Here is a 25,728-nt window from a genome sequence, read left to right on the forward strand (position 1 = left end):
CAAGCTCATTGCGGCCGTCAGGCGTCGATCATTTCACGGTCGATCTCTCCTGCGCGGTTCTGGATGAAATTGAACCTGTGTTCCGGGTTGCGACCCATCAATTGGTCGACCAGCTCTTTCACCGCGAAACGCTCCTCATGCTGATCGGGCAGCGTGATCCGGATAAGGTTGCGCGTTTCAGGGGCCATGGTGGTTTCGCGCAATTGCAGCGGATTCATTTCGCCAAGGCCCTTGAACCGGCTGACTTCGACCTTCTTGCCTTTGAATGGACCCGCTTCAATCTCTGCGCGATGGGCATCGTCACGCGCATAGAGGCTCTCCTTGCCGGCGGTCAGGCGGTAGAGCGGCGGCTGCGCCAGATACAAATGGCCGCCGCGCACAAGATCGGGCATTTCCTGGAAGAAAAGCGTCATGAGCAGGGTGGCGATATGTGCCCCATCGACATCGGCATCTGTCATGATGACGACGCGATCATATCGCAGGCTTTCGGTATCACAATCCTTGCGCGTGCCGCAGCCCAGCGCCAGCGCCAGATCGGCTATTTCGCTATTGGCGCGAATTTTCTCTACAGTGGCGCTTGCGACATTCAGGATCTTGCCGCGAATAGGCAGGATGGCTTGCGTCTTGCGGTTGCGTGCCTGTTTGGCGCTGCCTCCTGCGCTGTCTCCCTCGACGATGAATAGCTCGGTCTCGGCATCTGTTTCGCCGCTGCAATCGGTGAGCTTGCCGGGCAGGCGCAGCTTCTTTGCATTGGTCGCAGTCTTGCGCTTTACTTCACGTTCCTGCTTGCGCTTGAGCCGCTCTTCCATGCGCTCCATCACGCTGCCCAGAAGCGCCTTCCCGCGGTCCATATTGTCCGCAAGATAATGGTCGAAATGGTCGCGCACTGCGTTTTCTACAAGGCGTGCAGCTTCTGGTGAAGTCAGGCGATCCTTGGTTTGGCTCTGAAACTGCGGATCACGGATAAAGACGCTGAGCATAATCTCGGCACCGGTCATCACATCGTCCGCGGTCAGGTCTTTAGCCTTCTTGACCCCCGTCAGTTCGCCAAAGGATCGCAAACCCTTGGTTAGTGCGGCGCGCAGGCCCGATTCATGCGTGCCGCCATCAGGCGTTGGCACGGTGTTACAATACCAGCTTGTCGAGCCGTCGGACCACAGGGGCCACGCCACTGCCCATTCAACCCGGCCGTGTGATTGCCCCCTGTCATTCAAAGGGAAATCCTGTTGGCCTGTGAAGAATTCCGCCGTCACGCATTCGCGCGTTCCCACCTGCTCCTTCAGATGATCGGCCAGTCCGCCGGGAAACTGGAAGACCGCCTCTGCAGGGACATCATCCGAAGTAAGGCTCTCGGCGCATTTCCAGCGAATTTCGACACCGGCGAACAGATATGCTTTTGAGCGGGCGAGGCGGAACAGTCGTCCGGGCTTGAACTTGCGGTCTCCAAAGATTTCTGCGTCCGGGACGAAGGTGATGCTGGTGCCGCGCCTATTGGGCGTATCCCCAACCTTGGCGACCTTGCCCGTGGGCAGCCCCTTTGAAAACTCCTGCGCAAAAACCTGTTTATTGCGCGCAACCTCAACCCGCGTGTGGCTCGACAAGGCATTGACCACGGACACGCCGACGCCGTGCAGGCCGCCACTTGTGGCATAGGCCTTGCCCGAAAACTTGCCGCCCGAATGCAAGGTGGTGAGGATCACCTCAAGGCTGGATTTGCCGGGAAACTTGGGATGTTCATCCACCGGAATGCCGCGGCCATTATCGGTGATGGTCAGGCGGTTACCTTCGTCCAGTTCCACTTCGATGCGGTTGGCATGGCCGGCCACGGCCTCGTCCATCGAATTGTCGAGCACCTCGGCGGCAAGGTGATGCAATGCGCGTTCGTCTGTGCCACCGATATACATGCCGGGTCGGCGGCGGACGGGTTCAAGCCCTTCCAACACTTCAATGGAGGAGGAATCGTAGTCTCCACCAGCGGCGGGGAGGGCTTCAAACAGGTCATCGCTCATACCGAAGGCTATAGGCGTGGCGAATCCCCGATCACAAGCACATGTATGCGGTTATCCGACTTCAGAACCCCTGTGGTGCCGGATCGACGATGCTGAAAGCGCCATTGCCCACCTGCCGCACTTCGAATGCCCGTTCGCCCACGCCATTGCCGTGGAAGCGGAACGGGCCTTCGAGCCCAAGGAAGCCACCACTGTCGGTCAACAGATTTTGCGGCAGAACGCGGCCCGGGCGCCAGTCGCGGGTCAGACGCAGGGTCAGAAGAACCGCATCATAGCCAAGCATGGCAATGTGGTTGGGCTGGTTGCCGAAACGGGCACTATAGCTTTGTGCAAATTGGCGATAGCGGTTGTCGGGAACAGCAGAAAACCACGCGCCGCGCAACGTGGCTTCGCGCGCCAGAGCATCTTCACCGCTCCACAATTCGGTCCCGATAATGGAAGGCTGGCGATCGCCTGGATTCTTCAATCGTTGCGCCGCCATCGCCGAAAGCCGCGCGCCGTCTGCGATCACGACAGTATCGAAACCACCTGCCTGTGTCAGCCGGTCCGCCGCGCTCAGGATTGATGTATTGCTGCGATCATAACGCTCGACCGAAACCAGCCGCCCGTTCTGTTCTGCAAGCACCCGCTCAAGGGCTGCAAGCGTGCGGTTGCCATAATCGCCGCGCGGGGCCAGCGCCGCAAAATTGCGCGCACCCTGCGCAATGGCAAAGCGCGCACTGCGCTCCACCGATTGTTCGGGGACATGGCCCATGACGAAAACATCATTGCGCGCCACTGTGGTATCGTTTGAAAAGGTAATCAGCGGAATATCAGCGGGGCGCGCCTCCACCAGCACAGGGCCGACATTGTCGCGCTGCAGCGGGCCGATGATCAATTTGTTACCATCGGCCACCGCACGGCTGGCGGCATCGCCAGCGTCGCGATTGGTGTCATAGGTGGTGATGCGCAGGTTTTCCGCGCCCGTATCCAGCAGCGCCATGGTCGTCGCATTGGCGATGGCCTGGCCCACTTCGGCATTGCGACCGGACAGGGGCACCAGCAGTGCCACGCGATGGCGCTGTTCATCGGTTGGCAGCACATCGGCGCTGGGGCCGGAAACAGATCCGCTGTCAGAAACGGCGGGACCACTGCCGGCAGAACCGCTGTCCCCACCTGGGATCACCGCGCAGCCGGCCAGCGCCATGCTGCCCAATCCTGCAATAAACAGGCGCTTCAAATTACCGAACATGCTTGCAGTCTCCGCTTAACCTCGTCCAAGGGTCAGTGCGTGACCGACGACAGCGCTCCCCTTGATCCCGGCCTCTATATAGTCGCCACGCCGATTGGCAATCTCGGCGACATCACCTTGCGGGCAATTGATATACTTACGCGGTGTAGCGGTATTGCGTGCGAAGACACGCGCGTAACGCAAAAGCTGATACGCCATCTTGGCATATCCAAGCCCCTATGGCGCTATAACGACCATACTGACGCAAATGATCGTGCGCGGCTGGTCAGTTCAATGCGTGATCGCGCTGTCGCATTAGTCAGCGATGCGGGGATGCCACTGGTGTCAGATCCGGGATATCGGCTAGTAAATGACGCAAAAGATGCGGGAATAACCGTCACCGTGCTTCCTGGTGCCACCGCCCCGCTAACCGCGCTGGCCCTGTCAGGCTTGCCAAACGACCGGTTTCTGTTTGCGGGTTTTCTGCCCGCCAAAGACAAGGCCAGGCGGGAGGCGCTGGAAGAATTCGCAATGCTGCGCAGCACGCTGATCTTCTTCGAAACAGCACCGCGCCTTGCCAAAAGCCTTGAGGCCATTGGCACAATTCTGCCCAATCGCGAGGTCGCAGTGGCGCGAGAATTGACGAAATTTTACGAGGAATGCCGCAGCGGAACCGCGGCAGAATTGCTCGATCACTACACCACACATCCACCCAAGGGAGAGATTGTGCTGCTGGTCGGGCCACCCTCCGAAACGCAATTTAGCGCAGAGGATGCCGATGCGATGCTGCGACAATTGCTCGCCACGGAAAAGGCATCCAAGGCCGTGGCGCAGGTGGCAAAGGCCACCGGGCTGGACCGCAAATTGCTCTATGCGCGCGCGGTGGAGATGAAGAACGAATGAAACGCCAGCAGGCTGAGCGCAAAGGGCGCGATGCAGAATATGAGGCTGCCGATTGGCTGACGGGACAGGGCTGGGAAATCCTTGGCCGGCGGGTCAAGGTGAAGGGCGGTGAAATTGATCTGATTGCCCGGCACGAAAGCCTTATCGCCTTTGTCGAAGTCAAATGGCGCGCGAGAGCTGCCGACCTCGATTTCGCCATCGATGAATACCGATTGCGCCGCGTCGCCGCCGCTGCCGAAACGGTAGCGCATGAATATGCATTGGCAGGTGAAGATTTGCGCGTGGACGTTATCCTCCTTGCACCCGGCACCGCGCCGCGCCACATCGTCAACGCTTGGCAACCATAAGGAAAACCCATGTCCCTGCGCGTCGCGGTCCAGATGGACTCGCTTGAAACAATCAATATCGCTGGCGATTCCAGCTTCGCCCTGATGCTGAGCGCGCAAGAGCGCGGACATTCATTATGGCATTATGACGTCACGACGCTCGGTTGGAATGAGGGCAAGGTCACGGCGTGGGCCAAGCCGGTTACGGTGCAGAATGTTCAAGGCGATCATTTTACCGCTGGCGCACGCATCAGGATTGACCTTGGCAAGGATATCGATGTGATCCTGATGCGACAGGATCCGCCATTCCATCTTGGCTATATCAGCGCCGCGCTGCTGCTTGACCGGCTGCGAGGGCAAACGCTGGTGAGCAATGATCCGCGCGAAGTCATCAATGCGCCTGAAAAAATGTATGTCCTGGATTACGCCCGCTTCATGCCGCCAACACTCATAACGCGCGTGTTGGACGATGTTCGCGAATTTCAGAAGACACATGGCGCCGTGGTGGTGAAGCCGCTGCACGGAAATGGCGGAAAGGCTATCTTCAAGGTAGATGCCGACGGCACCAACATGTCTGCCCTGTTCGAAGTGTTCAACCAGACTTGGCCTGAACCGCACATGGTCCAGCCCTTCCTTCCCAGTGTTGCAGAAGGCGACAAGCGCATTGTGCTTGTGGATGGCGTAGTGGCGGGCGCGATCAACCGCAGGCCAAGCGAGGGCGAATTTCGTTCAAACCTCGCACAGGGCGGATCCGCCGAAGCGACCATATTGACTGCGCGAGAGCAGGAAATCTGCGATGCTATGGGCCCGGACCTGAAGAAACGCGGCCTGACCTTTGTCGGGATCGATGTGATTGGCGGCGAATGGCTCACCGAAATCAACGTGACCTCTCCCACCGGCATTGTCTCCATTGATGCGTTTAACGGAACGGACACAGCGGGCATGATCTGGGATGCACTGGAAGCGCGGCACGCCGCGATGTAGCAAATACGGGGAAGCGGATTCTTTTTCGAACCCTTCCGCGCCTTGATCGTTGAGGTCGCATGGACACACTGATTATCGACCTGATCGAGAAGGGCGGATATTTCGGCATCTTCTTCCTGATGGTGCTGGAAAATGTAATCCCACCTGTGCCCAGCGAAGTCATCATGGGTATTGGCGGTTTGCTGGTGCAGCGTGGGACCATGGAGTTCTGGCCCCTGCTGCTGATCGGAACATTGGGAACAGTGGGCGGCAATTACTTCTGGTACTGGCTGGGTGATAGCTTTGGCTACAAGCGGCTAGAGCCCTTCGTAGAGCGTTGGGGCAGATGGCTGACAGTTGATTGGGAACATATCGCAAAGGCCCAGATATTCTTTGCCGCGCGCGGGCACTGGGTGGTGTTCTTCCTGCGCTTTTCACCTTTCCTGCGCACGATAATCTCGCTGCCGGCAGGCTTGTCACATATGCCGAAGCTGAAATTCCTCGGCTTTACCTTTGCAGGTTCACTCATCTGGAATGCTGCACTGATATTGGGTGGTAAATTCCTCGGCGGCTATCTGGAGGAATCGCAGCATATCCTCAGCTACATTGTCCTTGGGTTCATCGGTCTTGCGGTGATCGGATATGTCTGGCGCGTCATCAGTTGGGTGCCACGCGCAAAGCGTGACGGAGAGGGCTGACTGCCTAATCCTCCTCGCGTGGGTGTGCCGCGCGATAGGTTTCCAGCATCGTGGCAGCATCGACCTTCGTGTAAATCTGGGTTGAGCCCAGGCTGGCATGACCGAGCAATTCCTGCAGACTGCGCATATCCGCGCCTGCACCCAGAAGATGCGTGGCAAAGCTGTGCCGCATTGCGTGAGGTGTGGCGGTTTTTGGCAGACCAAGCGCCTTGCGCGCACGCGCTGTCGCCTTCTGAACCATGCCTTGCCCCAGCGGACCACCTTTAACGCCGCGGAAGAGCGGCGCATCCCGCTCCAGCGGAAAAGGACAGGCCTGCGCATAGCGTGCCACAGCCTCGCGCACTTCAGGCAAGATCGGCACGACGCGCTGCTTATTGCCCTTTCCGGTGACGGTCAGCGTTTCAGCCAGCGGCAGATCGCCGGCTTTCAGCGATAGCGCCTCGGCAATGCGAAGGCCCGCACCATACATCAGCATCAATACGGCGGCATCGCGCAGGCCTGTCCAATCATCTCGCGCGCCATCGGACACGCTTTCGACCAGATTGACCGCTTCATCCGGCGTAACGGGGTAGGGCAGGCCCTTCTTGAGGCGCGGTCCCCGCATTCGGGGGGCAGAGCCTGAGACATCGCCGGTCTGATCCAGCGCAAAATTGATGAAACCTTTCAGCGCCGACAATTCGCGTGCGGTGGAGGCATTGCCAATTCCCTCTGCTCGGCGTGCCGCGAGATAGCCGCGCAAGTCTCGGGTTGAGATGGCGGCGACCTGTTCCCAATCGGACAGCTCCAGATGGCCCAGCAAACGCCCCGCTGCCGTGCAATAGGCGCGGACCGTATGCGGTGAGCGCCGCTGCGCCTGCGCCAGATGCATATGCCATTGGCCGACAAGGTCAACGGCCCCGCTCATGCAGTTACCAGGTCATCTGCCACCAATCGGGGAAGCAGCGCATCCAGCAGCGGCATGCCGGTATCGGTAATGAACAGGCGGTTTGCTTCGCGCCGCACCAGCCCGAGCGCGGCATGGCGTTCAATCTCGCCAAGGTCCACCAGCGCGGCTTCGGGCAGGTTGAAGCGAGCAGAGATAGAGGAAAGATCAATCCCTTCTGCAAGGCGCAAACCCATAAGCAATGCTTCGGAGGCCTGCTCTCTCATGCCAAGCGCGATTTCCTGCTGCAGGCCAGATCCATTGCGTTTGACAGCAGACAGAAAGTTCTCCGGCTTCTTGTGGCGCGTGGTTGCAAGACCGCCCCGTCGCCCATGCGCGCCGGGGCCGATGCCCGCATAATCCTGATATCGCCAATAGGTGAGGTTATGGCGGCTCTCTTCACCCGGACGCGCATGATTGCTGATCTCATAGGCGGGCAGGCCCGTCTGTTTGGTCAATTCGCGCGTCACATCGATCAGATCTGCAGCCTCATCGTCATCGAGTGGTGTAAAATCATGCTGCCGAACCATTGTCGCAAACCGTGTGCCCGGCTCGATCGTCAACTGATAGAGTGACAAGTGTCCGGTGCCAAAATCCAGAGCGCGCCGGAGCTGGTTTTCCCAAGCAGTCGCAGTCTGTCCGGGCAGGGCATAAATGAGATCGAAACTGACCCTGTTGTAGGCCGATTGCGCTGTCTCAAGCGCTTTAAGACCCTCTTCAACTCCGTGGAGCCGGCCAAGAAAACGTAGCGCCTCATCATCCAGTGATTGCAGGCCAAGTGAAACCCGATTCACTCCTGCATCGGCAAGTGAGGCAAAATTGGCAGCTTCGACAGAGGACGGGTTTGCCTCCAGCGTGATTTCGATGTCCTTGGAAAATCCCCACTGTTTTTCAGCTTCTTGCAGCAAAGTGTTCACAAGCTGCGGCGGCATCAAGCTGGGTGTTCCGCCGCCAAAGAAGATTGATTCCAGCGCCTCCCCGCCAGCCAGTGCAGCTTCGTGCCGCAAATCAGCCAGCAAGGCCTGCTGCCACAAATCGATATCCACGCTCTGCCGGACATGCGAATTGAAATCGCAATAGGGGCATTTCGCAAGACAGAAGGGCCAGTGAATGTAAAGGGCGCGCGCCATCGCTACGTTTCAGGCTCCGTTAACGCCAGTGAGTCAAGGTGAAGGCATGAAAAACGGGAAATTCATCGCACTTGCGGGTGCGTTTCTAGCCAGCATAGCAATTTCCGCCACACCTCTTGTTGCAGAAGGGCAGGGACGCACAAATCCATTCGCCGAGCGACTGCTGAGAACGCATAATGACGCGCGTGACGATGTAGGCGTGGATCGCCTGGAATGGAGCAATCGGCTGGCACGTCAGGCGCAACTATGGGCGGATGAACTGGCGCGGCGCGGAAATATGCAGCATTCCGATAAATCAGGTCGTGTCGGCACGGGCGAGAACCTGTGGATGGGACATGCCGGATATTACAGCGCAGAAACCATGGTCGGCGCCTTCGTGGATGAGCGGCGACTGTATCGCCACGGCATCTTCCCGAATGTGTCCACGACCGGCCAATGGCGTGATGTCGGCCATTATACCCAGGTCATCTGGCGCAGTACACGCGAAGTCGGCTGCGCCGTGGCACGCGGACAGACCGACGATTTTCTGGTCTGTCACTATTACCCAGCGGGCAATATCTACGATCGGCCCGTGTATTGACGTCAGGCGGAAAATTGATCCGCCACCAGTTTCGCAAAGGCATCGGCGCGGTGGCTGATCGCGTGCTTTTCTGAGGGATCGATCTCGGCAAACGTCTGTGTCCGGCCTTCGGGAATGAACAACGGATCATAGCCAAAACCCAATTCACCCCGTGGTGGCCATGTCAGGTTCCCGTCAACGCGGCCTTCATAAACGAGGTATTCGCCATCGGGCCATGCCAGCGCGAGTACGCATGAAAACCACGCATCGCGCGGCGTATCTGCGCCCATGGCCTGCAATAGTCCTTCGACCTTGCCCATTGCCATGTACCAGTCCCGCCCAGGTTCCCCTTCGAACCATTGCCTCTCGGCCCAATCGGCGGTGTAGACGCCGGGCCGACCGTCAAGCGCGGCCACCGATAATCCACTGTCATCGGCAAGAGCGGGTATGCCCGAGGCCTCTGCCGCTGCACGTGCCTTGAGCAGTGCGTTTTCAACAAAGGTTTTGCCAGTTTCGGGCGGCTCCGGCAGGCCCAGCGAGCCTGCCGATATGCAATCGAGCCCATGCGGAGCGAGTAATGCAGAAATTTCTTTCAGCTTGCCTGCATTATGGGTAGCGATCACCAGCTTGCCGGAGCCAATCCTGCGTGTCACCGCGTCGCCTCATCCTGTGCCTTGAAGATGTCTGTGCAGCCCATCTGGGCGAGACGCAACAGGCGCAGCAGCGCCTCTTCATCATAGGTCGCCCCTTCGGCAGTGGCCTGCACTTCAGCAATCTGTCCGCCTTCGATCAACACGAAATTGGCATCGGCATCGGCGCCGGAATCCTCGATATAGTCGAGATCGAGCACCGGCGTCCCCTGATAGATACCGCAGGAAATCGCGGCGATCTTGGACGTCATGGGATCGCTTTTGATGTCACCTGCCGCCATCAGCTTATTCACCGCAAGTCGCAATGCGACCCATGCGCCCGAGATGGATGCAGTGCGCGTACCGCCATCGGCCTGTATGACATCGCAATCGAGCGTGATCTGCCGCTCACCCAGTTTTTCCATGTCGACCACCGCGCGCAATGACCGACCGATTAGCCGCTGGATTTCCTGCGTTCTTCCGCTTTGCTTGCCACGCGCTGCCTCTCGGCTGCCGCGTGTATGCGTGGCGCGAGGCAGCATCGAATATTCGCCAGTAACCCAGCCCTGGCCCTTGCCGCGCAACCACGGCGGGATGCGTTCTTCGACGCTGGCGGTGCACAGCACCCGCGTATCGCCAAAACTGATCAGGCAGGAGCCTTCAGCATGTTTGGTGAAACCGGTTTCGATAGTGATGGCGCGCATTTCGTCAGGCGCGCGGCCGGAAGGTCGCATTGATTTCTCCTGTGATGCCCTGAACCCGGCTCACCTTGAGCCTGGGGATGGGCAGCTTTTCAGCTTCACAGCATGCGCTAGGAGAAAATGCACCTATTCGACAAGCGTTCACGCCGTGGAAATTGAACTTGTCGCCGATATTGCTAGCTATGATCGCATGGCATCACCACCGATCACCGAATTATCAGACCGCGCGCGGGATATTTTCCGGCTGGTGGTAGAAGATTATCTCGGGCGTGGGCAGCCTGTGGGATCAAAGGCACTGTCACAGCAGAGCGGGCTGAACCTTTCGCCCGCATCCATCCGTTCGGTCCTGAGCGAGTTGGAGCAGCTTGGCCTTCTTGCCGCCCCTCACACCAGCGCCGGGCGCTTGCCAACGGAAAGCGGGCTACGCCTGTTCGTAGACGGTATCATGCAGGTGGCCGAACCCACGCGGGAAGAACGCGTGGCCATCGAACAGCAGCTTTCCGCGCCCGGCCCGATCGAAAAGGCGTTGGAAAAGACCAGCTCCATCCTCTCGGACATTTCGGGTGCGGCGGGCATGGTGATGGTGCCGCGCAGAGAACCAAGACTGGCGCAAATGCGACTCGTCCCGCTAGATGAAACGCGTGCGCTGGCAGTGCTGGTGGGGGAGGATGGCCATGTCGAAAACCGTGTCCTCGAAATTGCCGATGCAACTTCGCACAGCGCCTTGCAGCGGGCAGGCAATTACATCAGCGCGCAGCTTTCCGGACGCACCCTGGCAGAGGCAGCGCAGACCATGCGTGCTGATATTGCTTCGGGGCAAAGCGCGCTGGATGAAATCTCTGCCGGACTGGTTGAAGCCGGCATCGCCACATGGAGCGAAGACCCGGCAAGGCGCCCGGTCCTGATCGTGCGCGGACAGGCCAATTTGCTGGATGAAACCGCGCTGGGCGATATCGAGCGGGTGCGTTCCTTGCTGGAAGATTTGGAAGACAAGCAATCGGTGGCCGAATTGCTGGATAGCGCCCGCGATGCCGAATCGACCCGCATTTTTATTGGCGCGGAAAACCGGTTATTCGCGCTTTCAGGCTCTTCCGTAATCGCATCTCCCTACCGCGATCGAGAGGGAAAGGTGGTCGGCGTACTGGGCGTGATTGGCCCAACGCGGTTGAATTACGCGCGCGTCGTTCCCATGGTGGACTTCACCGCCCAATCCCTGGGCAAACGAATAGGTTGGCAAGGCAAGAATGACGCATAACGATAAAGATCGCGACGAAGCGGTTGAAAAGGAACTTGACGGCGTGCCGGAGGAGTTTCTCAACGATAGTGATGGCAGTGACGAAGACACGGTGGAAGAAGAAACCAACCGGCTCGACGAGGCACTGGACCGCCTGCGCGAGGATCTCGATGCGGCCAAACAGGAAGTGCTCTATTCCAAGGCAGAAACGCAGAACGTGCGCCGGCGCATGGAAAAAGACATCACCGACGCGCGCAATTATGCCGCGACCGGCTTTGCCCGTGACATTTTGAGCGTGGCGGATAACCTTTCCCGCGCTATCGAAGCCGTGCCCGAAGATCTGCGGGAGGATTCCAAGTTCAAGGGTCTGGTCGCCGGTATACAGGCGACGCAGCGCGAAATGGAAAAGGCTTTCGAACAGCATGGCATCACACGCATTGCTGCGATGGGCCTGCCACTCGATCCCAATCAGCATCAGGCTATGATGGAAATCCCGAATGACGAGGTTGAGCCGGGAACCATCGTGCAGGAAATGCAGGCTGGATATATGATCAAGGATAGGCTGCTGCGGCCCGCCATGGTTGGAGTCGCCAAAAAGCCTGACTGACAATTTGCGGTAAAGGCAGATTAAGACCGTGCTTTCTCTTTAGGTCTTGGCGCGCTGAAACCCATGTTTTCGATGCTGGACTTGCATAGGCAGTGCCGGTGCAGGTTTCGCGTTCAGGGCGATCATCGAAATCCGGGAGAATTCAAAGGGCCGCTTCTTTTCAAGAGGCGGCCCTTTGCTGTTCACTCCACCAACTGATTTGCATTTTCGTCGCGGTGCTTCTTCAGATATTTCATGAAAGGTGTACCGCCTGTGCCAACATCGGGATCATTGCCAGGAATGCTGCCCGCCTGCTTGTTGATATAGCTTGCCGCATATTCGAGATGCCGCGTGCGAAACCGTGCCGACTGATTGAGACACGCGTTGAAAGCGTCCTTCAGACTTTGTGCTCCCGAAGCGCCTACAAATTCGCGCAATGTCGATCGCTCGGCAAGATCTTCGATAAAGCGGCGATGGGCGACGGGGCGATAATGGTGCAGTTCATCAAGAAAGGATTTGAGCGGATCGTCGCCGTGGCCGATTTGAAAGAGCGCATCCATCGCAGGAACGATCGAGGATTGTGACCCTGTCTGTCCGCGCAATGCCTGCGGCTTGCCATCGAATCTCTCTATACCTTCATAGATCAGCCCACCTTCGGCCAACGCGGGATTGTTCGCCCAGCCGTGGATATAGGGACGCACACGATGGAAATAGACATAGGGATCACAGCGTGCAGTCATGCGCGCGAAATGGCCGTAAATGCGTTCCCATGCGGCATCCATCTCCACCAGCAATCTTTCCGCTTCAACTGCTTCACCCTGTTTCGCCACAGTGACGAGCTTGGTTGCATTATCGAGCAAAACGCCAGCTTCAGCCTCGATCGCGACATGGATCAGAACGAACCAGTTTTCGTCATATCCACCGGCGAAATTCTGAACCATATAAATATTTTCAAGATTGACCGGTCCCGATTTGTCGAACCGCGACCAATTGTCGAGCACATAGGCAGAATAGGGCAGCAGGGGTGCCTGTCCCAGCCTGTCCGCAATTGCCACTATTGGGCGGGACAGGTTTGCGGGGAGAGAAGCGGGCGGCTCCGGCTCTCCCCACACATAGGCCTGCACGAGGAAGGAGTAATGCACCATGGCGGTGCGGACCTGTTCCTCTGGCGCTTCTTTTGCCCAATCTTCCAACCCAGGATCGGCCAATTGGACTAGCCAATATCGGATGCGTCCGGTCGTCAGGAGACCTGAGAGCTTGCCTGAGACCTCTGTGACTTCACCAAAGTCCGAGGGCAGGCTGATTTCGTCAATTTCGTAATGCGAAAGGAAGCCGCGCGCACGCGACATGCCATAATGATCCAGCTCCATTGTTTTGACTCTTTGGCCGGGCGCGGGTTTGGCCGCCCGGACCCGCAGATAGTAACAAATGCAACCGGCTGGCTCAAGACTGGGCGACACTACCGCCTCTGAACTGACAAAAATCTCAATCCGTCAGATTACGAACCATCTGAAGATTGCAACGCGCATAAGGCGTGGGCCAAAGTTCAGCAGACGATAGCGGGCGGAAACCCTTACGTTCATAGAGCCGGGTTGCCGAAGACAGGCTTGCATTGGTTTCCAGCCATACAGCATCATATCCGCGCGCAGCCGCATCGGCACACAGCCAATCGATGAGTCGTCCGCCGACACCCTTGCCCTGTGCAGCGGGATCGGTGGCAAGCTTGATCAATTCAATCCATCTCAATCCGTCATCCGGATTATGGTGCGGAAGGACAAGCGCGCCACAACCGATGACGCTTGTGCTATCCTCTGCAATGCCAATCACGCCGCCTTGATCAATGATGGCGCATTGAGGATCGGACAATTGGGCACGATCGCTGTCTTCGAGGTCAAAATATTGTTCGATCCAGCGCCGATTAAGGTCTGCAAAAGCTGCCGTGTCCGCATTCACAAAATGACGAATCCGAAAATTCAACGCGCAGCTCCGGGAAAATTGACCAGGGCATCATAGGCGGATTTATCTGTCACGCCGGGCAATTTCGCGCCGTTTCGGAGCATGAATGCGTGTTCCACAATGCGTGCCTGCTGCTCAATGCCATATTGTTCAAGTTTCCAGCCCGGTTTGAGGGCATAATCATACCGCGCCCAAGGCATACGATTGAGCACTAGATACCAGTCACCCTTGGTCTGGGTCTGCCACACATGCGTCATTTCATGGACAAACAAGGCTTGCCGAAGGAGCGGGGCCGTGGCGAAATCATCGCAATAAACATTTCCCAGCGGGTGGAAATGAATGTGGCCACGCGGGGCCATGGTAACCTTGCTCGGTTGAAAAAAAGCCCATTTGCGGCGACGGATGGTAACCTTGGAATAATCAATCGCGCCGCCAAACATGGAGCGGGCGAGCTTTACCTCGCCCGCGCCCAGCGGCCGCTCCCCACCGATGGGGCAGGCCTGCGGCTCTTGCCTATTCAACTTTCATTGCCGCATCTTCGCTAATTGCCTCTCTTGGGTCTTCTCCCGCTGGATGGGCGGTGACGGGAAAGCTGCATTTGTCTCCACCAACAAAGGTCAGCGTGACTTCGGTTTCGCCGCCTGGCTCAACCCCTCCGCCCATGCCCATTGCCATCACATGCTTGCCACCCGGTTCGAACACGAGCGTTTCACCGCCCATGACAGGAAGGGTGAAAAGTTCCTGCATGTCCGTTTCATTACTCCACGTTGCGGTTTCATGGATCATCGCGCTTTCTGCGCCCAGCACGCTGGCTGTCCGGATGGTCACCTGTTCATCAGTGCCATTTGTCAGCGAGAAATACGCAGCTCCGGGGTTGCCACCAACAGCGGGAAGGGCCAGCCAGCCTTCGGTGACAGTAATGCCGGGGGGACAATCACCTGCAACTTCTTCGACGGGAGCCTCCGCCTCTCCGCCGCATGCAGCCAGGGTTGCAGTCAGCCCGGCCGCAGCCAGAACGCGAAAAACAGACATGGACTTCATAATGTTCCTCTCTTGCACAATGGTGATTTTCTAGGGCCTCAAGTCCCTTGTGCCAAGCGAAAGCGCACCTATATCCGGCCCCGTTAGACAGGTTTTCCAGAGCTGCCGAGTGGCCTTGCCGATATGGCGGGAGGTCGAAGGTGCAGCGTCCAACTTTGAAAGAGAGTGGGGAATAAATGAGCAAGATTATCGGCATTGACCTTGGTACGACAAACAGCTGCGTATCCGTGATGGAAGGCGGCAAGCCCAAGGTTATCGAAAATTCAGAAGGCGCGCGCACGACGCCGTCCATCGTTGCCTTCACGAAGGACAGCGAACGTTTGATTGGCCAGCCGGCCAAGCGCCAGTCCGTGACCAATCCGGACAATACGCTTTTCGCCATCAAGCGGCTGATCGGCCGCCGGTTCGACGATCCGACTACCAAGAAAGATATGGACCTGGTTCCCTATGACATCGTCAAGGGCAAGAATGGCGATGCGTGGGTGGAAGCAGGCGGCGAAGAATATTCCCCCAGCCAGATTTCTGCCTTCATCCTGCAAAAGATGAAGGAAACCGCCGAGAGCTATCTTGGTGAAACCGTGACCAAGGCGGTTATCACCGTTCCGGCATATTTCAATGATGCGCAGCGTCAGGCAACCAAGGATGCTGGGCAGATTGCCGGCCTCGAAGTCGAACGTATCATCAACGAACCGACTGCAGCCGCGCTCGCCTATGGCATGGACAAGAACGATGGCAAGACCATCGCCGTTTATGACCTTGGCGGCGGCACCTTCGACATCTCCGTTCTCGAGATCGGGGATGGCGTTTTCGAAGTGAAGAGCACCAATGGCGACACCTTCCTGGGTGGCGAAGATTTCGACAATGTGATTGTCGATTACCTCGCAGAGCAGTTCCAGAAGAAGGAAAACATGGACCTGAAGACCGACAAGCTCGCTCTTCAACGTCTCAAGGAAGCCGCGGAAAAAGCCAAGATCGAGCTTTCCAGCTCGCAATCGACAGAGGTCAACCTGCCCTTCATCACCGCCCGCATGGAAGGTGGATCATCCACTCCGCTGCATCTGGTCGAAACGCTCTCGCGCTCCAAGCTGGAGCAGCTGGTTGGCGATCTGATCAAGCGCACGCTGGAGCCTTCCAAGAAGGCGCTGGAAGATGCCGGCGTCACCAAGGACAGTATCGACGAGGTTATTCTTGTCGGCGGCATGACACGTATGCCCAAGGTGCGCGAAGTGGTCGAAGAATTCTTCGGTTCCAAGCCGCATACCGGTGTTAATCCGGATGAAGTCGTGGCCATGGGTGCTGCCATTCAGGCGGGCGTTCTGCAGGGCGACGTCAAGGACGTGCTGCTGCTCGACGTGACCCCGCTTTCGCTCGGCATCGAGACGCTGGGCGGCATCATGACCCGCATGATCGATCGCAACACGACGATCCCGACCAAGAAGACGCAGGTCTATTCCACTGCCGAAGACAATCAGAATGCAGTGACGATCCGCGTGTTCCAGGGTGAACGCGAAATGGCGCAGGACAACAAGCTGCTCGGTCAGTTCGACCTTGTCGGCATTCCTCCCGCACCGCGCGGCGTTCCGCAAGTCGAAGTCACATTTGACATTGACGCCAACGGCATCGTCAACGTATCTGCCAAGGACAAGGGCACCGGCAAGGAACAGCAGATCCGTATTCAGGCATCTGGTGGTCTCAACGATTCCGACATCGAACAGATGGTGCAGGATGCCGAGAAGTTTGCGGATGAAGACAAAAAGCGCCGCGAAAGCGCCGAAGTCCGCAACAATCTCGATGGCCTTACCCATGCGACCGAGAAGCAGCTGGAAGAAAATGGCGACAAGATCGACGATGGCCTCAAGGCCGAACTCGAAACTGCCATTGCGGAAGCCAAGACCGCGCTTGAAGGCGACGATGTCGAGGTCATGAAGGAAAAGAGCCAGACGCTTACCGAAGTTGCCATGAAGATGGGTCAGCAGATCTATGAAAAGGATCAGACCTCTGCCGATGCGGGTGCTGCCGATGCAGCAGCCGGAGGCGATACATCTTCACCCGCTGAGGAAGAAGAAGTCGTCGAGGCTGAATTCACTGAGGTGGATGACGAGGACAAGTCCTGAGGCCGAAGCCTTGATGAACTGGGCTTAGCGGCCCGATGGACAACCCGGCCGCCATCGATGCGCATTGCATCGGTGGCGGTCCGGTTTGGGGAGTGATGCATGTCTTCCGGTGAAGCCGATCTTTATGAAATTCTTGGTGTTGCGCGTGAGACCGATCACGCGGGCCTGAAATCCGCCTATCGCAAGCTGGCGATGAAATATCACCCTGATCGCAATCCCGGCAATGCCGAGGCAGAAGCGCAGTTTAAGGCGATCAGCGCAGCGTATGAAGTGCTGAAGGACCCGCAAAAACGCGCGGCTTATGATCGTTATGGTCATGCTGCTTTTCAGCAAGGCGGCGGCGGCCAGCAGGATTTCGGCGATCTTGGCGATATTTTCGAAACGATCTTTGGCAGTGCCTTTGGTGGCGGTGCCGCAGGCGGACGTTCACGCCCACGACGCGGCGCGGATCTGCGGTATGATATGCAGATCAGCCTGGAAGAGGCGTTTCATGGTAAATCCACCGAGATCGAGGTGGAAGTATCTACTGCCTGCGAAACCTGCACCGGTACCGGCGCGGAGCCCGGCACATCGCGGCGCCGCTGCGAATTGTGCCACGGGCACGGGAAAGTGCGCGCGAAACAGGGTTTCTTCGTTATCGAACGACCTTGCCCCAATTGTCATGGTGCCGGCGAAGTACTCGAAAGCCCGTGCGGCGATTGCCGTGGCGAGGGCAGGGTGGACACTGTGCAAACACTGGACGTGGAAGTTCCTGCAGGTGTCGACAATGGCACGCGCATCCGGCTTTCAGGCAAGGGCGAGGCCGGACCAAGGGGCGCGCCGGCAGGCGATCTTTACATATTCCTGCACATCAAACCGCATCACGTGTTCGAACGTGAGGGGACCGCATTGTTTACGCGCGTGCCTGTCAGCTTCACAGCCGCGGCACTTGGTGACACGATTGAAATTCCGGGACTGGATGGCGAAGTCCATTCCATCGACATTCCTCCCGGCATCCAGTCTGGCAAGCAATTGCGCAAGCGCGGCGCTGGCATGCCCGTTCTTCAAGGACGCGGTCGCGGCGATCTGGTGATTGAAGTGATGGTGGAGACGCCTACCAAACTCAGCAGCCGCCAGAAGGACATTCTGCGCGAATTCCGTGAGACTGAAACGGGTGATGAATGTCCGGAAAGTCGCGGCTTTTTCGAAAAGTTGAAGGGTGCCTTTTCCGCCTGAATACGGGCCTTTTCAGCCAAGCTTGACCATAATTTCGGCGCGAAGATCACTCACCATCTTTGCATCACACAGCCCGCGCGTCTCCTCCTCATCGCAAATGGCGAGGAATGCGTCGCATTTGAATGACAGGCAATCTGCATCGGAGAAGCCGCCTGGCACCGTAGAGCAAACGAGGTCGATCACCCGTTCCGCACCATGCAGGCGTCCCCATAGGTAATCGTTTTCGCGATAGGACCGACTGAAGAATGCGCCAAAATTGAAGAATTCGGTCCCGCGCAAGGTCGCCTCTGTTCCGCCTTCGCGGATTGACCGGGCATCATCAGGACTGATGCGATCGACCTTCACCGGGTCAAATTCGGTCAGACCTTCATTGCGCAGCAGCGGCAAGGTGGCGACATCATAAAAGGGGAAGCCGAGATAGGTGAGCAAGGCCCGCCGCCGCAAATCTCGGGGCATGGCCTCCAGCGCCTCGGCAATGATTTCTTCCGCCGCCAGATCAGTTTCGCGCAAGGCACGCAATTCCGCGAGTTTATCGAGCAGTATCTCGGGATGCTTTACCGAATTTGCCGCGATGTCTGCAAAGTCAGGGCCAAGCCCATCTATGTCCTCACCTACCGAATATAGCGATAATGCATGATAAACCTGCTCTCGGGCAACTTCCAGCTCATCGTCGGGAATGTCGGGATCAGCGTCCCATTCACGCGAAAGGCGGCGTGCCAGAAGGCGTAAGCGACGAATGCGAAAGGCGTTATCATGATCACGCAGAAAAAGGATTGCTCCCTCACTCGCTCCGCTACCGCGTTGGGCGGAGAGACTGCCAAGCCCGCGCTCTTCAAGCACATGCCGGATACGTAGAGCGATTTCATGAGCATCGGGCCTGTTCAGATAGGGCGCTGCATTGTGCGCCAGCAGGGCGATGCGATCCACGATGCCGGACAATTTTGCCTGCGCATAGGAATGGAAAGCATATCCGGCACGCTCTGCCGCTGCCTGTTGCGCGCGTGTGCGCCACGCGGCAAGTCGCTTTGCAGTCGGCTGATCGAGAAACAAGGTCCTGCCAAACAGTTTTTCGACCACGCCTTCTACCTCAGGTCGCAGCGCGGTGACCATTCGGCGTAAATTGTGAGCTTCGCGAGATTGCGTTTCGAGAGTCTCCAGATTGTCCCGAATGGGCTGCTGACGCGGGATTGCCGAAAGGGAGCCGACAATTGCGGAGAAAAAGCCGACGGGCCGCACTTCGTCACCGCTGACAGCTGACGGGCGGCGCGGTGTAGGATCAATATAGACGAACCTGCGGTCCACTTCACGCAGGGCAGGGCGTGCGCTCAAACCGGCCATCGCGCCTGCAAAGGGTGCGTTGACCAGAACAGACCCGTCAATCAATGCGACATGATCAACCGTGTCGCGTTCCACATGGGCAGGTATGACACGCTGAAGAAATGCATCGCGACTATTCCATTCGCCGGGATAGAGCCGATCGATCTCAGCCACTTTAAGCGGTGGAAACGCGCCCGGAAAGCTGGCGGTAGCACGCGCGGCAAAGGTCAATTCGCACAAATGTGCCAGTGACTGGCCACCCGTAGGCGGCGTATGCACGCGAAAGCCGATCGGCATGCGATGTTCGCTTTCCTCCACCACTGGCGGGGAATTGAGGCGCAGCAATTCGCGATGGCCGTGATAATCTGTGGCCGTGACCATAAGATCGAGCAGGTGGCCGGGTGGCAACAGCGGATCTTCCGCCTCACCTTCATCCATGGCGCATAGGGCATGATGCAGCACATCTGTGAAACCAGGCCCCGAAAAAGGCGGCTCAAACCAGCGTCCACGTACAAGACCGGAAAGTTTGCGCCGCACCTCTGCCCGCGTTTCCACCGCCACGCTCTCGCTCACCGCATTGCCGGGCTTATTGGTCATATAATAGACAAAAGGCAGCATCCATGGCTTGGCCGCGGATGACCAGGGCCGCGCCTCATCGGCGACCAGTTTTTCGACATCGGCATTTTTCAGCCAGAGTTCGGTCAGCGGCTCAAGGCTTTGCCCGGAATGGATGGCCTGCGCCAGGAAAACAGCGTTGATGCCGCCAGCACTCGCGCCGGTGATGATGTCAGGAAGGACGCGGAGCCGCAGACCTTTATGGGTTTCAATATGGTTGAGCAGCTTCTGATAAACGGCTTCTGAGCCGGTTTTGAGGAGCGCTGATGGCGTATGATGCGCCCGACTGGCGCGGGCCAGCTTCCAGATTTCCTTGGTAACGCCGTGCATGTAAACAGCCAGGCTGACCCCGCCATAGCAGACCAGCGCAATCCTGAGTTCCTTTTGTCGCATAACTGCATGACTGACATATGGCGCGCCGTTTTCATAGTGTCGCAAACCCGCTATCCGCTATCATAAAGCCCACTTGTGTTCTTTTTCTGTTCCGGTTAGTCCTCCCTTCATGGCCAAACCCAAACGTCGATATATCTGTACAGAATGCGGCAGCGTTTTGACGCGGTGGCAGGGGCAGTGTCCTGATTGCAGCCAGTGGAACACGCTGGTTGAAGACGCGCCTGAAACCAAGTTCACTGCCAAGCATGATTTATCGAGCGGAGGTCGGGCCATCGCCTTCGAATCGCTGGATGCTCCAACCAAGCCGCTCGCGCGGCGCACCACCGGCCTTGCAGAATTTGATCGCGCACTGGGCGGGGGGCTTGTTCCAGGATGTGCCATCCTGATGGGCGGCGAACCGGGTATCGGCAAATCCACACTGTTGTTACAGGCGGCGGCTGCCATCGCAAAAACGGGTGGCGATGTTGTCTATGTAAGTGGGGAAGAGGCCACGGGCCAAGTGCGCATGCGCGCCGGAAGGCTGGGGCTGGCGGACGCTCCGCTCAAATTAGCTGCAGCGACTTCCGTGCGCGATATACTGACCACATTGGGTAAAAACGGGCCGCCTGATCTGCTGGTCGTCGATTCGATTCAGACAATGCACTCCGACATGATCGAAGGCGCACCAGGCACTGTCAGCCAAGTCCGTGCAAGTGCATTTGAACTGATCCGCTATGCCAAGGAAAGCGGGACCTGCCTCGTCCTTGTCGGACATGTCACCAAGGACGGCAACATCGCCGGACCGCGGGTGCTTGAACATATGGTCGATACCGTGATGAGTTTCGAAGGGGAGAGGAGCCACCAGTATCGTATCCTGCGCAGCCTCAAGAACCGTTTTGGCGCGGTCGATGAAATTGGCGTCTTCGCAATGGAAGGGCAGGGGCTGAAAGAGGTTTCCAATCCCTCATCCCTGTTCCTTTCCGGTCGTGAGGAGCCGATTGCAGGCAGCGCTGTCTTTCCCGCCATCGAAGGCACGCGCCCGGTGCTTGTGGAAATCCAGGCGCTGATTGTCCGGCTACAATCGGGCGCGACGCCGCGCCGCGCGGTTGTGGGATGGGACAGCGGGCGGCTGGCGATGTTGCTCGCAGTGCTGGAATCACGCTGTGGTCTCAGTTTTTCTACGGCAGAGGTCTATCTTAACGTCGCAGGTGGTTATCGCCTGTCGGATCCGGCTGCCGATCTTGCTGTCGCAGCCGCCCTCATTTCTGCGTTGGCTGACAAGCCTCTTTCTGCCGATACTATCTGGCTGGGCGAGGTATCGCTTTCGGGTGAGGTGCGCCCGGTTGCGCATGGTGCCCTTCGCCTGCGCGAAGCGGCAAAGCTTGGCTTTACCCATGGTTGTGGCCCGGTGAACGGCGGACGGGAAGTCAAGAAACTGGGGTATAGTGACATAGGCGGCGTCGCTTCACTCGTTGACCGCGTGATGGCGTCCGCCTAGTTTCGGGTCTGATGACGGGTTTTGATATTATCGTGCTCCTTCTTGTGGGCCTGGGGGCGATCGGCGGGTTTCTGCGTGGATTCGTGCAGGAAGTCTTGTCTCTTGCGGCGTGGATGCTCGCAGTGCTGGCAATCCATTATCTGCATACGGACCTCACCGCCGCCATCCTCGATTTCATGGGCTCTCCCATAACCGCGGGCATTCTTGCCTTTGCGCTGCTATTGCTGATCCCCTACGCCGCGATGAAATTGATCGCGCGGGTCGCCGGACGCTCTTCGCGCAGTTCCGTATTGGGTCCAATAGATCGTGTGCTTGGCTTCGGATTTGGCGCTGTCAAAGGCGTCATCATCGTCATCATCGGCTTTTCCCTGCTGGTATTGGGATATGACGCGGTGTGGGGCGCAAAGGGGCGTCCGCTGTGGATTTCCGAAGCGCGCACCTATCAGCTTGTCGACGCAGGATCGCGCGCGATGGTACAATTGATTGCGGAGCGCCGTGCGCATGTGCTGGACGTGGAAGGTCCGGACAGCGCAGAACAGTGAGCGCGGCCAAGCTATACACTGTTGAAATGTTGGCTGCCACAGTCGAACTTGCCAATTGGCCTTTGCTCGATGGAGCACCACTGCATGGCCGGGCACGCTCAGACACCTGTGGCTCGGCGCTGGAACTGGACGTCATGCCTGATGGCACCGGCGATATCGGGCAAGTTGGAATGCAGGTGCGCGCCTGCGCCGTTGGCCAGGCTTCTGCAGCCATCTTTGCCCGTCATGCCAAGGGGCGTTCACCCATGGATATCGCACATACGCTCGATGAGATTGTCGGCTGGCTCAAAAATGATGGCCCCATGCCAGATTGGCCCGATCTTGGCCTGATTGCCCCCGCACGGGAACATCGCGGGCGGCACGGGGCAATTCTCCTGCCGTGGAAGGCCGCTCTGGAAGCTCTTTCCACGTCACGTAGTCTCGGCTAATCGCCATGGTGATAATTGGGGGAGGGGAAATGATGGCGGAAAATGCTGCGCCGGAGATATTGGAGCCGAGCGCGAAGGAAATTCGCCTTGTCATTGCAGCAAGTTCTGCCGGCACCATCTTTGAATGGTATGATTTCTTCATTTACGGCACCTTGTTTGCGCTGATCGGGGCAGCATTCTTCCCTAGCGATAATGAGACTTTGCAGATCCTGCTCGTCTGGGCGGGCTTTGCCATCGGCTTCGGTTTCCGTCCTTTAGGAGCAATCCTGTTCGGTTATCTGGGGGACAAGCTGGGGCGCAAATACACATTCCTCGTCACCGTAACCTTGATGGGCGTGGCGACTGCAGGGGTCGGCCTCGTGCCCAACGCGGCGACCATCGGCTTGTGGGCCCCTGCGATCGTGATCCTGCTGCGCATCCTGCAAGGGCTGGCGCTAGGCGGTGAATATGGCGGGGCCGCGATTTATGTGGCCGAACACGCACCTCCAGACAAGCGCGGCTTCTACACCGGCTTTATCCAGGCCAGCGTGGTTGGCGGATTTGCCCTGTCGATCATAGTCGTATTGCTCTGCCGTGCGCTTATTCCGGCAGACGAATTTGCCGCATGGGGCTGGCGCGTTCCCTTCCTGCTATCGGTGGTATTGCTGGGCATATCGCTCTGGATGCGCCTCAAGCTGAATGAAAGCCCGGTGTTTCAGGCGATGAAAGCTGCGGGTCAAACGGCAGGCAATCCGCTGGTCGAGAGCTTCACCTATCCCGGTAACAAACGGCGTATTTTCATCGCATTTGCGGTGGCCGGTATCCTGACCACGATCTGGTATTCAGCTTTCTTCTCCACCCTTTCCTTTCTCCAGCGCGACATGCGCATGGATGGTGCGGTGGTCGAAATTCTGCTGCTGATAGTTGGCTTGACCTCCATGGTATTCTTCGTGGCTGTCGGTCGCTGGTCAGACAAGGTAGGGCGCAAGACACCGATCATTATCGGCGCTTTCCTCACGCTTCTCCTTCTGTTTCCGATCTTCTGGGGCCTGGGTAAACTGGCCAATCCTGAATTGACCGAGGCGGCTGAACGCAATCCGGTGGTCGTCACGGGCCAGGCTTGCGCAACCGATCCATTCGCCGATCTGTTCGAGCGTGAGCAAAGCGATTGTGGCAAGTTGCTTGAAACGCTGACCGCATCGGGCGTGCAATATACCGTGGTCGAGGCTGACGAACTCGGCCTGACCGTGGGTGGCGAGACAGTGCAGATTGAGCGTGACTGGCTGGAAAACGGCACGCAAAGGCATGATGGCGTGCAGACCGCGCTGGAAAATTACGGCTTCGATTTTGCCGTCCAGCGGCCGCCTCTACCGAACATCGTTGGGATCCTGGCACTTTTGCTGGCAGCTGCCATGCTTTCGGCATTGACCTACGGTTCTGTCGCTGCCTTGTTGACCGAGATGTTTCCGCCGTCCATCAGATATTCTTCCATGTCGATCCCTTACCATTTCGGTGCTGGATATCTCGGAGGTTTCCTACCGCTTATCGCAGGATACATCGTCGCGCGGACGGGTGATATGTTTGCCGGTCTGTGGTACACATGGACCGTTGTCGCCATCAGCATGGTTGTGGTCTGGTTTGGCTTGAAGGGCGGCCCTCCGCAAGAATTTCAAAATGAACCTTCCTGAACCGCTTCCTGCAAACCTTCATCTTGAACCGCCACCCGCCAGCCTTCGGCTGCGGATAGATCGCGCGGCGCTAGTCGGAAACTGGAACGCTCTGCACAGGCTTTCTGGCAAAGCCGCTGCAGGCGCTGCGGTGAAGGCCGATGCCTATGGGCTCGGCATAGATGTGGTCGCGCCGATACTGTGCGGCGCAGACGTGCGCGAATATTTTGTAGCCCACTGGAGCGAGGTGCCCGCCCTTCTAAACTATGTGGAGGCGAGCCAGATCAGCGTCCTGCATGGTGTAGGCAATGCCCAAGAAGCCCGCTTCGCCATCGTCACAGGCGTGCGGCCTGTCATCAATTCTCTGCGGCAAGCTGCTTTGTGGGTCGAAGCTGGCGGCGGGCGGTGCAATGTGATGGTGGATTCCGGCATCAACCGCCTTGGACTTGCTCCTGCAGAACTATGCGATCCCATAGTGCAGGGGCTGGAAATCGACATACTCCTCTCGCATTTGGCCTCGGCGGAAGAAGACAGCGCGCAAAATCCCCGCCAACTCGCAATTTTTCGCGACACCGTGCCGCTGGTGAAGGCGGAGCGCCTCAGCCTTGCCAATTCGGCCGGCATCATGTTGGGACCAGATTATCATTTCGACCTGACGCGCCCCGGATTGGCGCTGTATGGCGGGATCCCTCATCCATCCATGCAAGAACACATTGCGCAGGTAGCATTTCCGCAGGGTGCCGTGCTGCAAATACGTGATCTCCACGCCGGGGATGCCGTTGGTTATAACGCGACATGGGTGGCGGACCGCGAAACGCGAGTCGCCACGGTATCTGTCGGACATGCGGATGGTTTCCTGCGCCAAATGGGTGTCGACTGCGCGCTGCAACATGACCAGGAGCGTTTGCCAGTACTTGGCCGCGTCTCGATGGATATGATCATGGTCGATGCAAGTTCGAGCACGGTCAAGGAGGGTGATTTCCTCGATTTACCGGGTGATCTACCGGGCATTTCGCAACGCAGCGGGCTCTCCCAATATGAAATCCTGACCATATTGGGAAAACGTTTCGAGCGAAGTTGAGACGCGCTTAATACCGCAATTGCAAAATGCTTG

At 57.9% G+C, this 25,728-nt stretch carries 25 protein-coding genes; 14 read left to right on the plus strand and 11 right to left on the minus strand.

The genetic code is table 11. The annotated features are described in order from the left end of the window. Window positions 1-17: 17 nt before the first annotated feature. Both parE and CP97_RS09875 read right to left on the minus strand, forming a co-directional pair. Window positions 18-2,009 carry a DNA topoisomerase IV subunit B gene (gene parE / locus CP97_RS09870; RefSeq protein ID WP_048885799.1) on the minus strand — a complete coding sequence of 664 codons (1,992 nt, stop codon included), beginning with the start codon at window positions 2,007-2,009 and terminating at the stop codon, window positions 18-20. A 61-nt stretch (window positions 2,010-2,070) separates the two neighbouring features. Next, window positions 2,071-3,240, minus strand: coding sequence for a penicillin-binding protein activator (locus CP97_RS09875; RefSeq protein WP_048885800.1), 1,170 nt, complete (start codon window positions 3,238-3,240; stop codon window positions 2,071-2,073). Between the two features lie 39 nt (window positions 3,241-3,279). Between CP97_RS09875 and rsmI the strand changes: the two genes are divergently transcribed. From rsmI to CP97_RS09895, 4 genes are read left to right on the plus strand one after another with little or no spacing between them, the layout of a single operon-like run. Continuing rightward, complete coding sequence (gene rsmI, locus CP97_RS09880; RefSeq protein WP_048885801.1) at window positions 3,280-4,122, plus strand: 16S rRNA (cytidine(1402)-2'-O)-methyltransferase; 843 nt, start codon at window positions 3,280-3,282, stop codon at window positions 4,120-4,122. Further along, window positions 4,119-4,469 carry a YraN family protein gene (locus tag CP97_RS09885; RefSeq protein WP_048885802.1) on the plus strand — a complete coding sequence of 117 codons (351 nt, stop codon included), beginning with the start codon at window positions 4,119-4,121 and terminating at the stop codon, window positions 4,467-4,469. The genes rsmI and CP97_RS09885 overlap by 4 nt, the downstream gene beginning before the upstream one ends. Window positions 4,470-4,478: 9 nt before the next feature. Continuing rightward, window positions 4,479-5,432 carry a glutathione synthase gene (gene gshB / locus CP97_RS09890; protein WP_048885803.1) on the plus strand — a complete coding sequence of 318 codons (954 nt, stop codon included), beginning with the start codon at window positions 4,479-4,481 and terminating at the stop codon, window positions 5,430-5,432. A 59-nt stretch (window positions 5,433-5,491) separates the two neighbouring features. Beyond that, on the plus strand, window positions 5,492-6,109 hold the full coding sequence (locus CP97_RS09895; protein WP_048885804.1) for a DedA family protein: 618 nt from the start codon (window positions 5,492-5,494) through the stop codon (window positions 6,107-6,109). Window positions 6,110-6,113: 4 nt separating this feature from the next. On the opposite strand, the gene CP97_RS09900 is transcribed toward CP97_RS09895, so the two are convergent. Further along, entirely contained in the window at window positions 6,114-7,013 is a 900-nt protein-coding gene (locus CP97_RS09900) for a tyrosine recombinase XerC (RefSeq protein ID WP_048885805.1), read from the minus strand. Further along, window positions 7,010-8,161 (minus strand): radical SAM family heme chaperone HemW, encoded by a 1,152-nt coding sequence (hemW, locus tag CP97_RS09905; RefSeq protein WP_048885806.1) that lies wholly within the window; start codon window positions 8,159-8,161, stop codon window positions 7,010-7,012. Before hemW ends, CP97_RS09900 begins: the two co-directional genes overlap by 4 nt. A 46-nt stretch (window positions 8,162-8,207) precedes the next feature. Here hemW and CP97_RS09910 point away from each other — a divergent pair, with 46 nt between their 5' ends. Next, window positions 8,208-8,741 carry a CAP family protein gene (locus tag CP97_RS09910; RefSeq protein WP_082863793.1) on the plus strand — a complete coding sequence of 178 codons (534 nt, stop codon included), beginning with the start codon at window positions 8,208-8,210 and terminating at the stop codon, window positions 8,739-8,741. Between the two features lie 2 nt (window positions 8,742-8,743). Here CP97_RS09910 and rdgB read toward each other — a convergent pair whose 3' ends face one another. Together rdgB and rph are read right to left on the minus strand one after the other, a co-directional pair. Next, entirely contained in the window at window positions 8,744-9,373 is a 630-nt protein-coding gene (rdgB, locus tag CP97_RS09915; RefSeq protein WP_048885807.1) for an RdgB/HAM1 family non-canonical purine NTP pyrophosphatase, read from the minus strand. Continuing rightward, entirely contained in the window at window positions 9,370-10,083 is a 714-nt protein-coding gene (rph, locus tag CP97_RS09920; protein WP_048885808.1) for a ribonuclease PH, read from the minus strand. The genes rdgB and rph overlap by 4 nt, the downstream gene beginning before the upstream one ends. Window positions 10,084-10,240: 157 nt before the next feature. On the opposite strand from rph, the gene hrcA reads away from it, so the two are divergent. Continuing rightward, window positions 10,241-11,305 (plus strand): heat-inducible transcriptional repressor HrcA, encoded by a 1,065-nt coding sequence (gene hrcA, locus CP97_RS09925; RefSeq protein WP_048886914.1) that lies wholly within the window; start codon window positions 10,241-10,243, stop codon window positions 11,303-11,305. Next, the gene (gene grpE, locus CP97_RS09930) at window positions 11,295-11,891 is read left to right on the plus strand and encodes a nucleotide exchange factor GrpE (protein ID WP_048885809.1); all 597 of its coding nucleotides are present in this window, start codon (window positions 11,295-11,297) and stop codon (window positions 11,889-11,891) included. Before hrcA ends, grpE begins: the two co-directional genes overlap by 11 nt. Before the next feature lie 182 nt (window positions 11,892-12,073). Here the strand turns inward: grpE and CP97_RS09935 are convergent, their stop codons facing one another. The 4 genes from CP97_RS09935 to CP97_RS09950 all read right to left on the minus strand — a co-directional run bounded on the left by CP97_RS09935 (window position 12,074) and on the right by CP97_RS09950 (window position 14,867). Beyond that, on the minus strand, window positions 12,074-13,240 hold the full coding sequence (locus tag CP97_RS09935) for a PrnB family protein (protein ID WP_048886915.1): 1,167 nt from the start codon (window positions 13,238-13,240) through the stop codon (window positions 12,074-12,076). 115 nt (window positions 13,241-13,355) lie between these two features. Further along, window positions 13,356-13,847 carry a GNAT family N-acetyltransferase gene (locus CP97_RS09940; protein WP_048885810.1) on the minus strand — a complete coding sequence of 164 codons (492 nt, stop codon included), beginning with the start codon at window positions 13,845-13,847 and terminating at the stop codon, window positions 13,356-13,358. After that, complete coding sequence (locus CP97_RS09945) at window positions 13,844-14,266, minus strand: vgr related protein (RefSeq protein WP_227819717.1); 423 nt, start codon at window positions 14,264-14,266, stop codon at window positions 13,844-13,846. Before CP97_RS09945 ends, CP97_RS09940 begins: the two co-directional genes overlap by 4 nt. 73 nt (window positions 14,267-14,339) lie before the next feature. After that, complete coding sequence (locus tag CP97_RS09950) at window positions 14,340-14,867, minus strand: copper chaperone PCu(A)C (protein ID WP_082863794.1); 528 nt, start codon at window positions 14,865-14,867, stop codon at window positions 14,340-14,342. A gap of 176 nt (window positions 14,868-15,043) precedes the next feature. Between CP97_RS09950 and dnaK the strand changes: the two genes are divergently transcribed. Together dnaK and dnaJ are read left to right on the plus strand one after the other, a co-directional pair. Continuing rightward, entirely contained in the window at window positions 15,044-16,981 is a 1,938-nt protein-coding gene (dnaK, locus tag CP97_RS09955; protein WP_048885812.1) for a molecular chaperone DnaK, read from the plus strand. Between the two features lie 99 nt (window positions 16,982-17,080). Next, window positions 17,081-18,196, plus strand: coding sequence for a molecular chaperone DnaJ (gene dnaJ, locus CP97_RS09960; RefSeq protein ID WP_048885813.1), 1,116 nt, complete (start codon window positions 17,081-17,083; stop codon window positions 18,194-18,196). 12 nt (window positions 18,197-18,208) lie between these two features. On the opposite strand, the gene CP97_RS09965 is transcribed toward dnaJ, so the two are convergent. Then, window positions 18,209-20,521: a patatin-like protein gene (locus tag CP97_RS09965; protein ID WP_048885814.1), complete on the minus strand. Its 2,313-nt coding sequence runs from the start codon at window positions 20,519-20,521 to the stop codon at window positions 18,209-18,211. A gap of 109 nt (window positions 20,522-20,630) precedes the next feature. Here CP97_RS09965 and radA point away from each other — a divergent pair, with 109 nt between their 5' ends. The 5 genes from radA to alr are packed head-to-tail and all read left to right on the plus strand — an operon-like array spanning window position 20,631 to window position 25,695. After that, window positions 20,631-21,998, plus strand: a complete 1,368-nt coding sequence (gene radA, locus CP97_RS09970) for a DNA repair protein RadA (RefSeq protein WP_048885815.1) — start codon at window positions 20,631-20,633, stop codon at window positions 21,996-21,998. 11 nt (window positions 21,999-22,009) lie between these two features. Then, window positions 22,010-22,540 carry a CvpA family protein gene (locus tag CP97_RS09975; RefSeq protein WP_048885816.1) on the plus strand — a complete coding sequence of 177 codons (531 nt, stop codon included), beginning with the start codon at window positions 22,010-22,012 and terminating at the stop codon, window positions 22,538-22,540. Next, window positions 22,537-22,968: an iron-sulfur cluster assembly scaffold protein gene (locus CP97_RS09980; protein WP_227819574.1), complete on the plus strand. Its 432-nt coding sequence runs from the start codon at window positions 22,537-22,539 to the stop codon at window positions 22,966-22,968. Before CP97_RS09975 ends, CP97_RS09980 begins: the two co-directional genes overlap by 4 nt. A 32-nt stretch (window positions 22,969-23,000) precedes the next feature. After that, window positions 23,001-24,635: an MFS transporter gene (locus CP97_RS09985; RefSeq protein WP_048886918.1), complete on the plus strand. Its 1,635-nt coding sequence runs from the start codon at window positions 23,001-23,003 to the stop codon at window positions 24,633-24,635. Further along, entirely contained in the window at window positions 24,622-25,695 is a 1,074-nt protein-coding gene (gene alr / locus CP97_RS09990) for an alanine racemase (protein ID WP_048885817.1), read from the plus strand. Before CP97_RS09985 ends, alr begins: the two co-directional genes overlap by 14 nt. The last annotated feature ends 33 nt before the right edge of the window (window positions 25,696-25,728 follow it).

Source organism: Aurantiacibacter atlanticus, assembly GCF_001077815.2.
Lineage (GTDB): Bacteria > Pseudomonadota > Alphaproteobacteria > Sphingomonadales > Sphingomonadaceae > Alteraurantiacibacter > Alteraurantiacibacter atlanticus.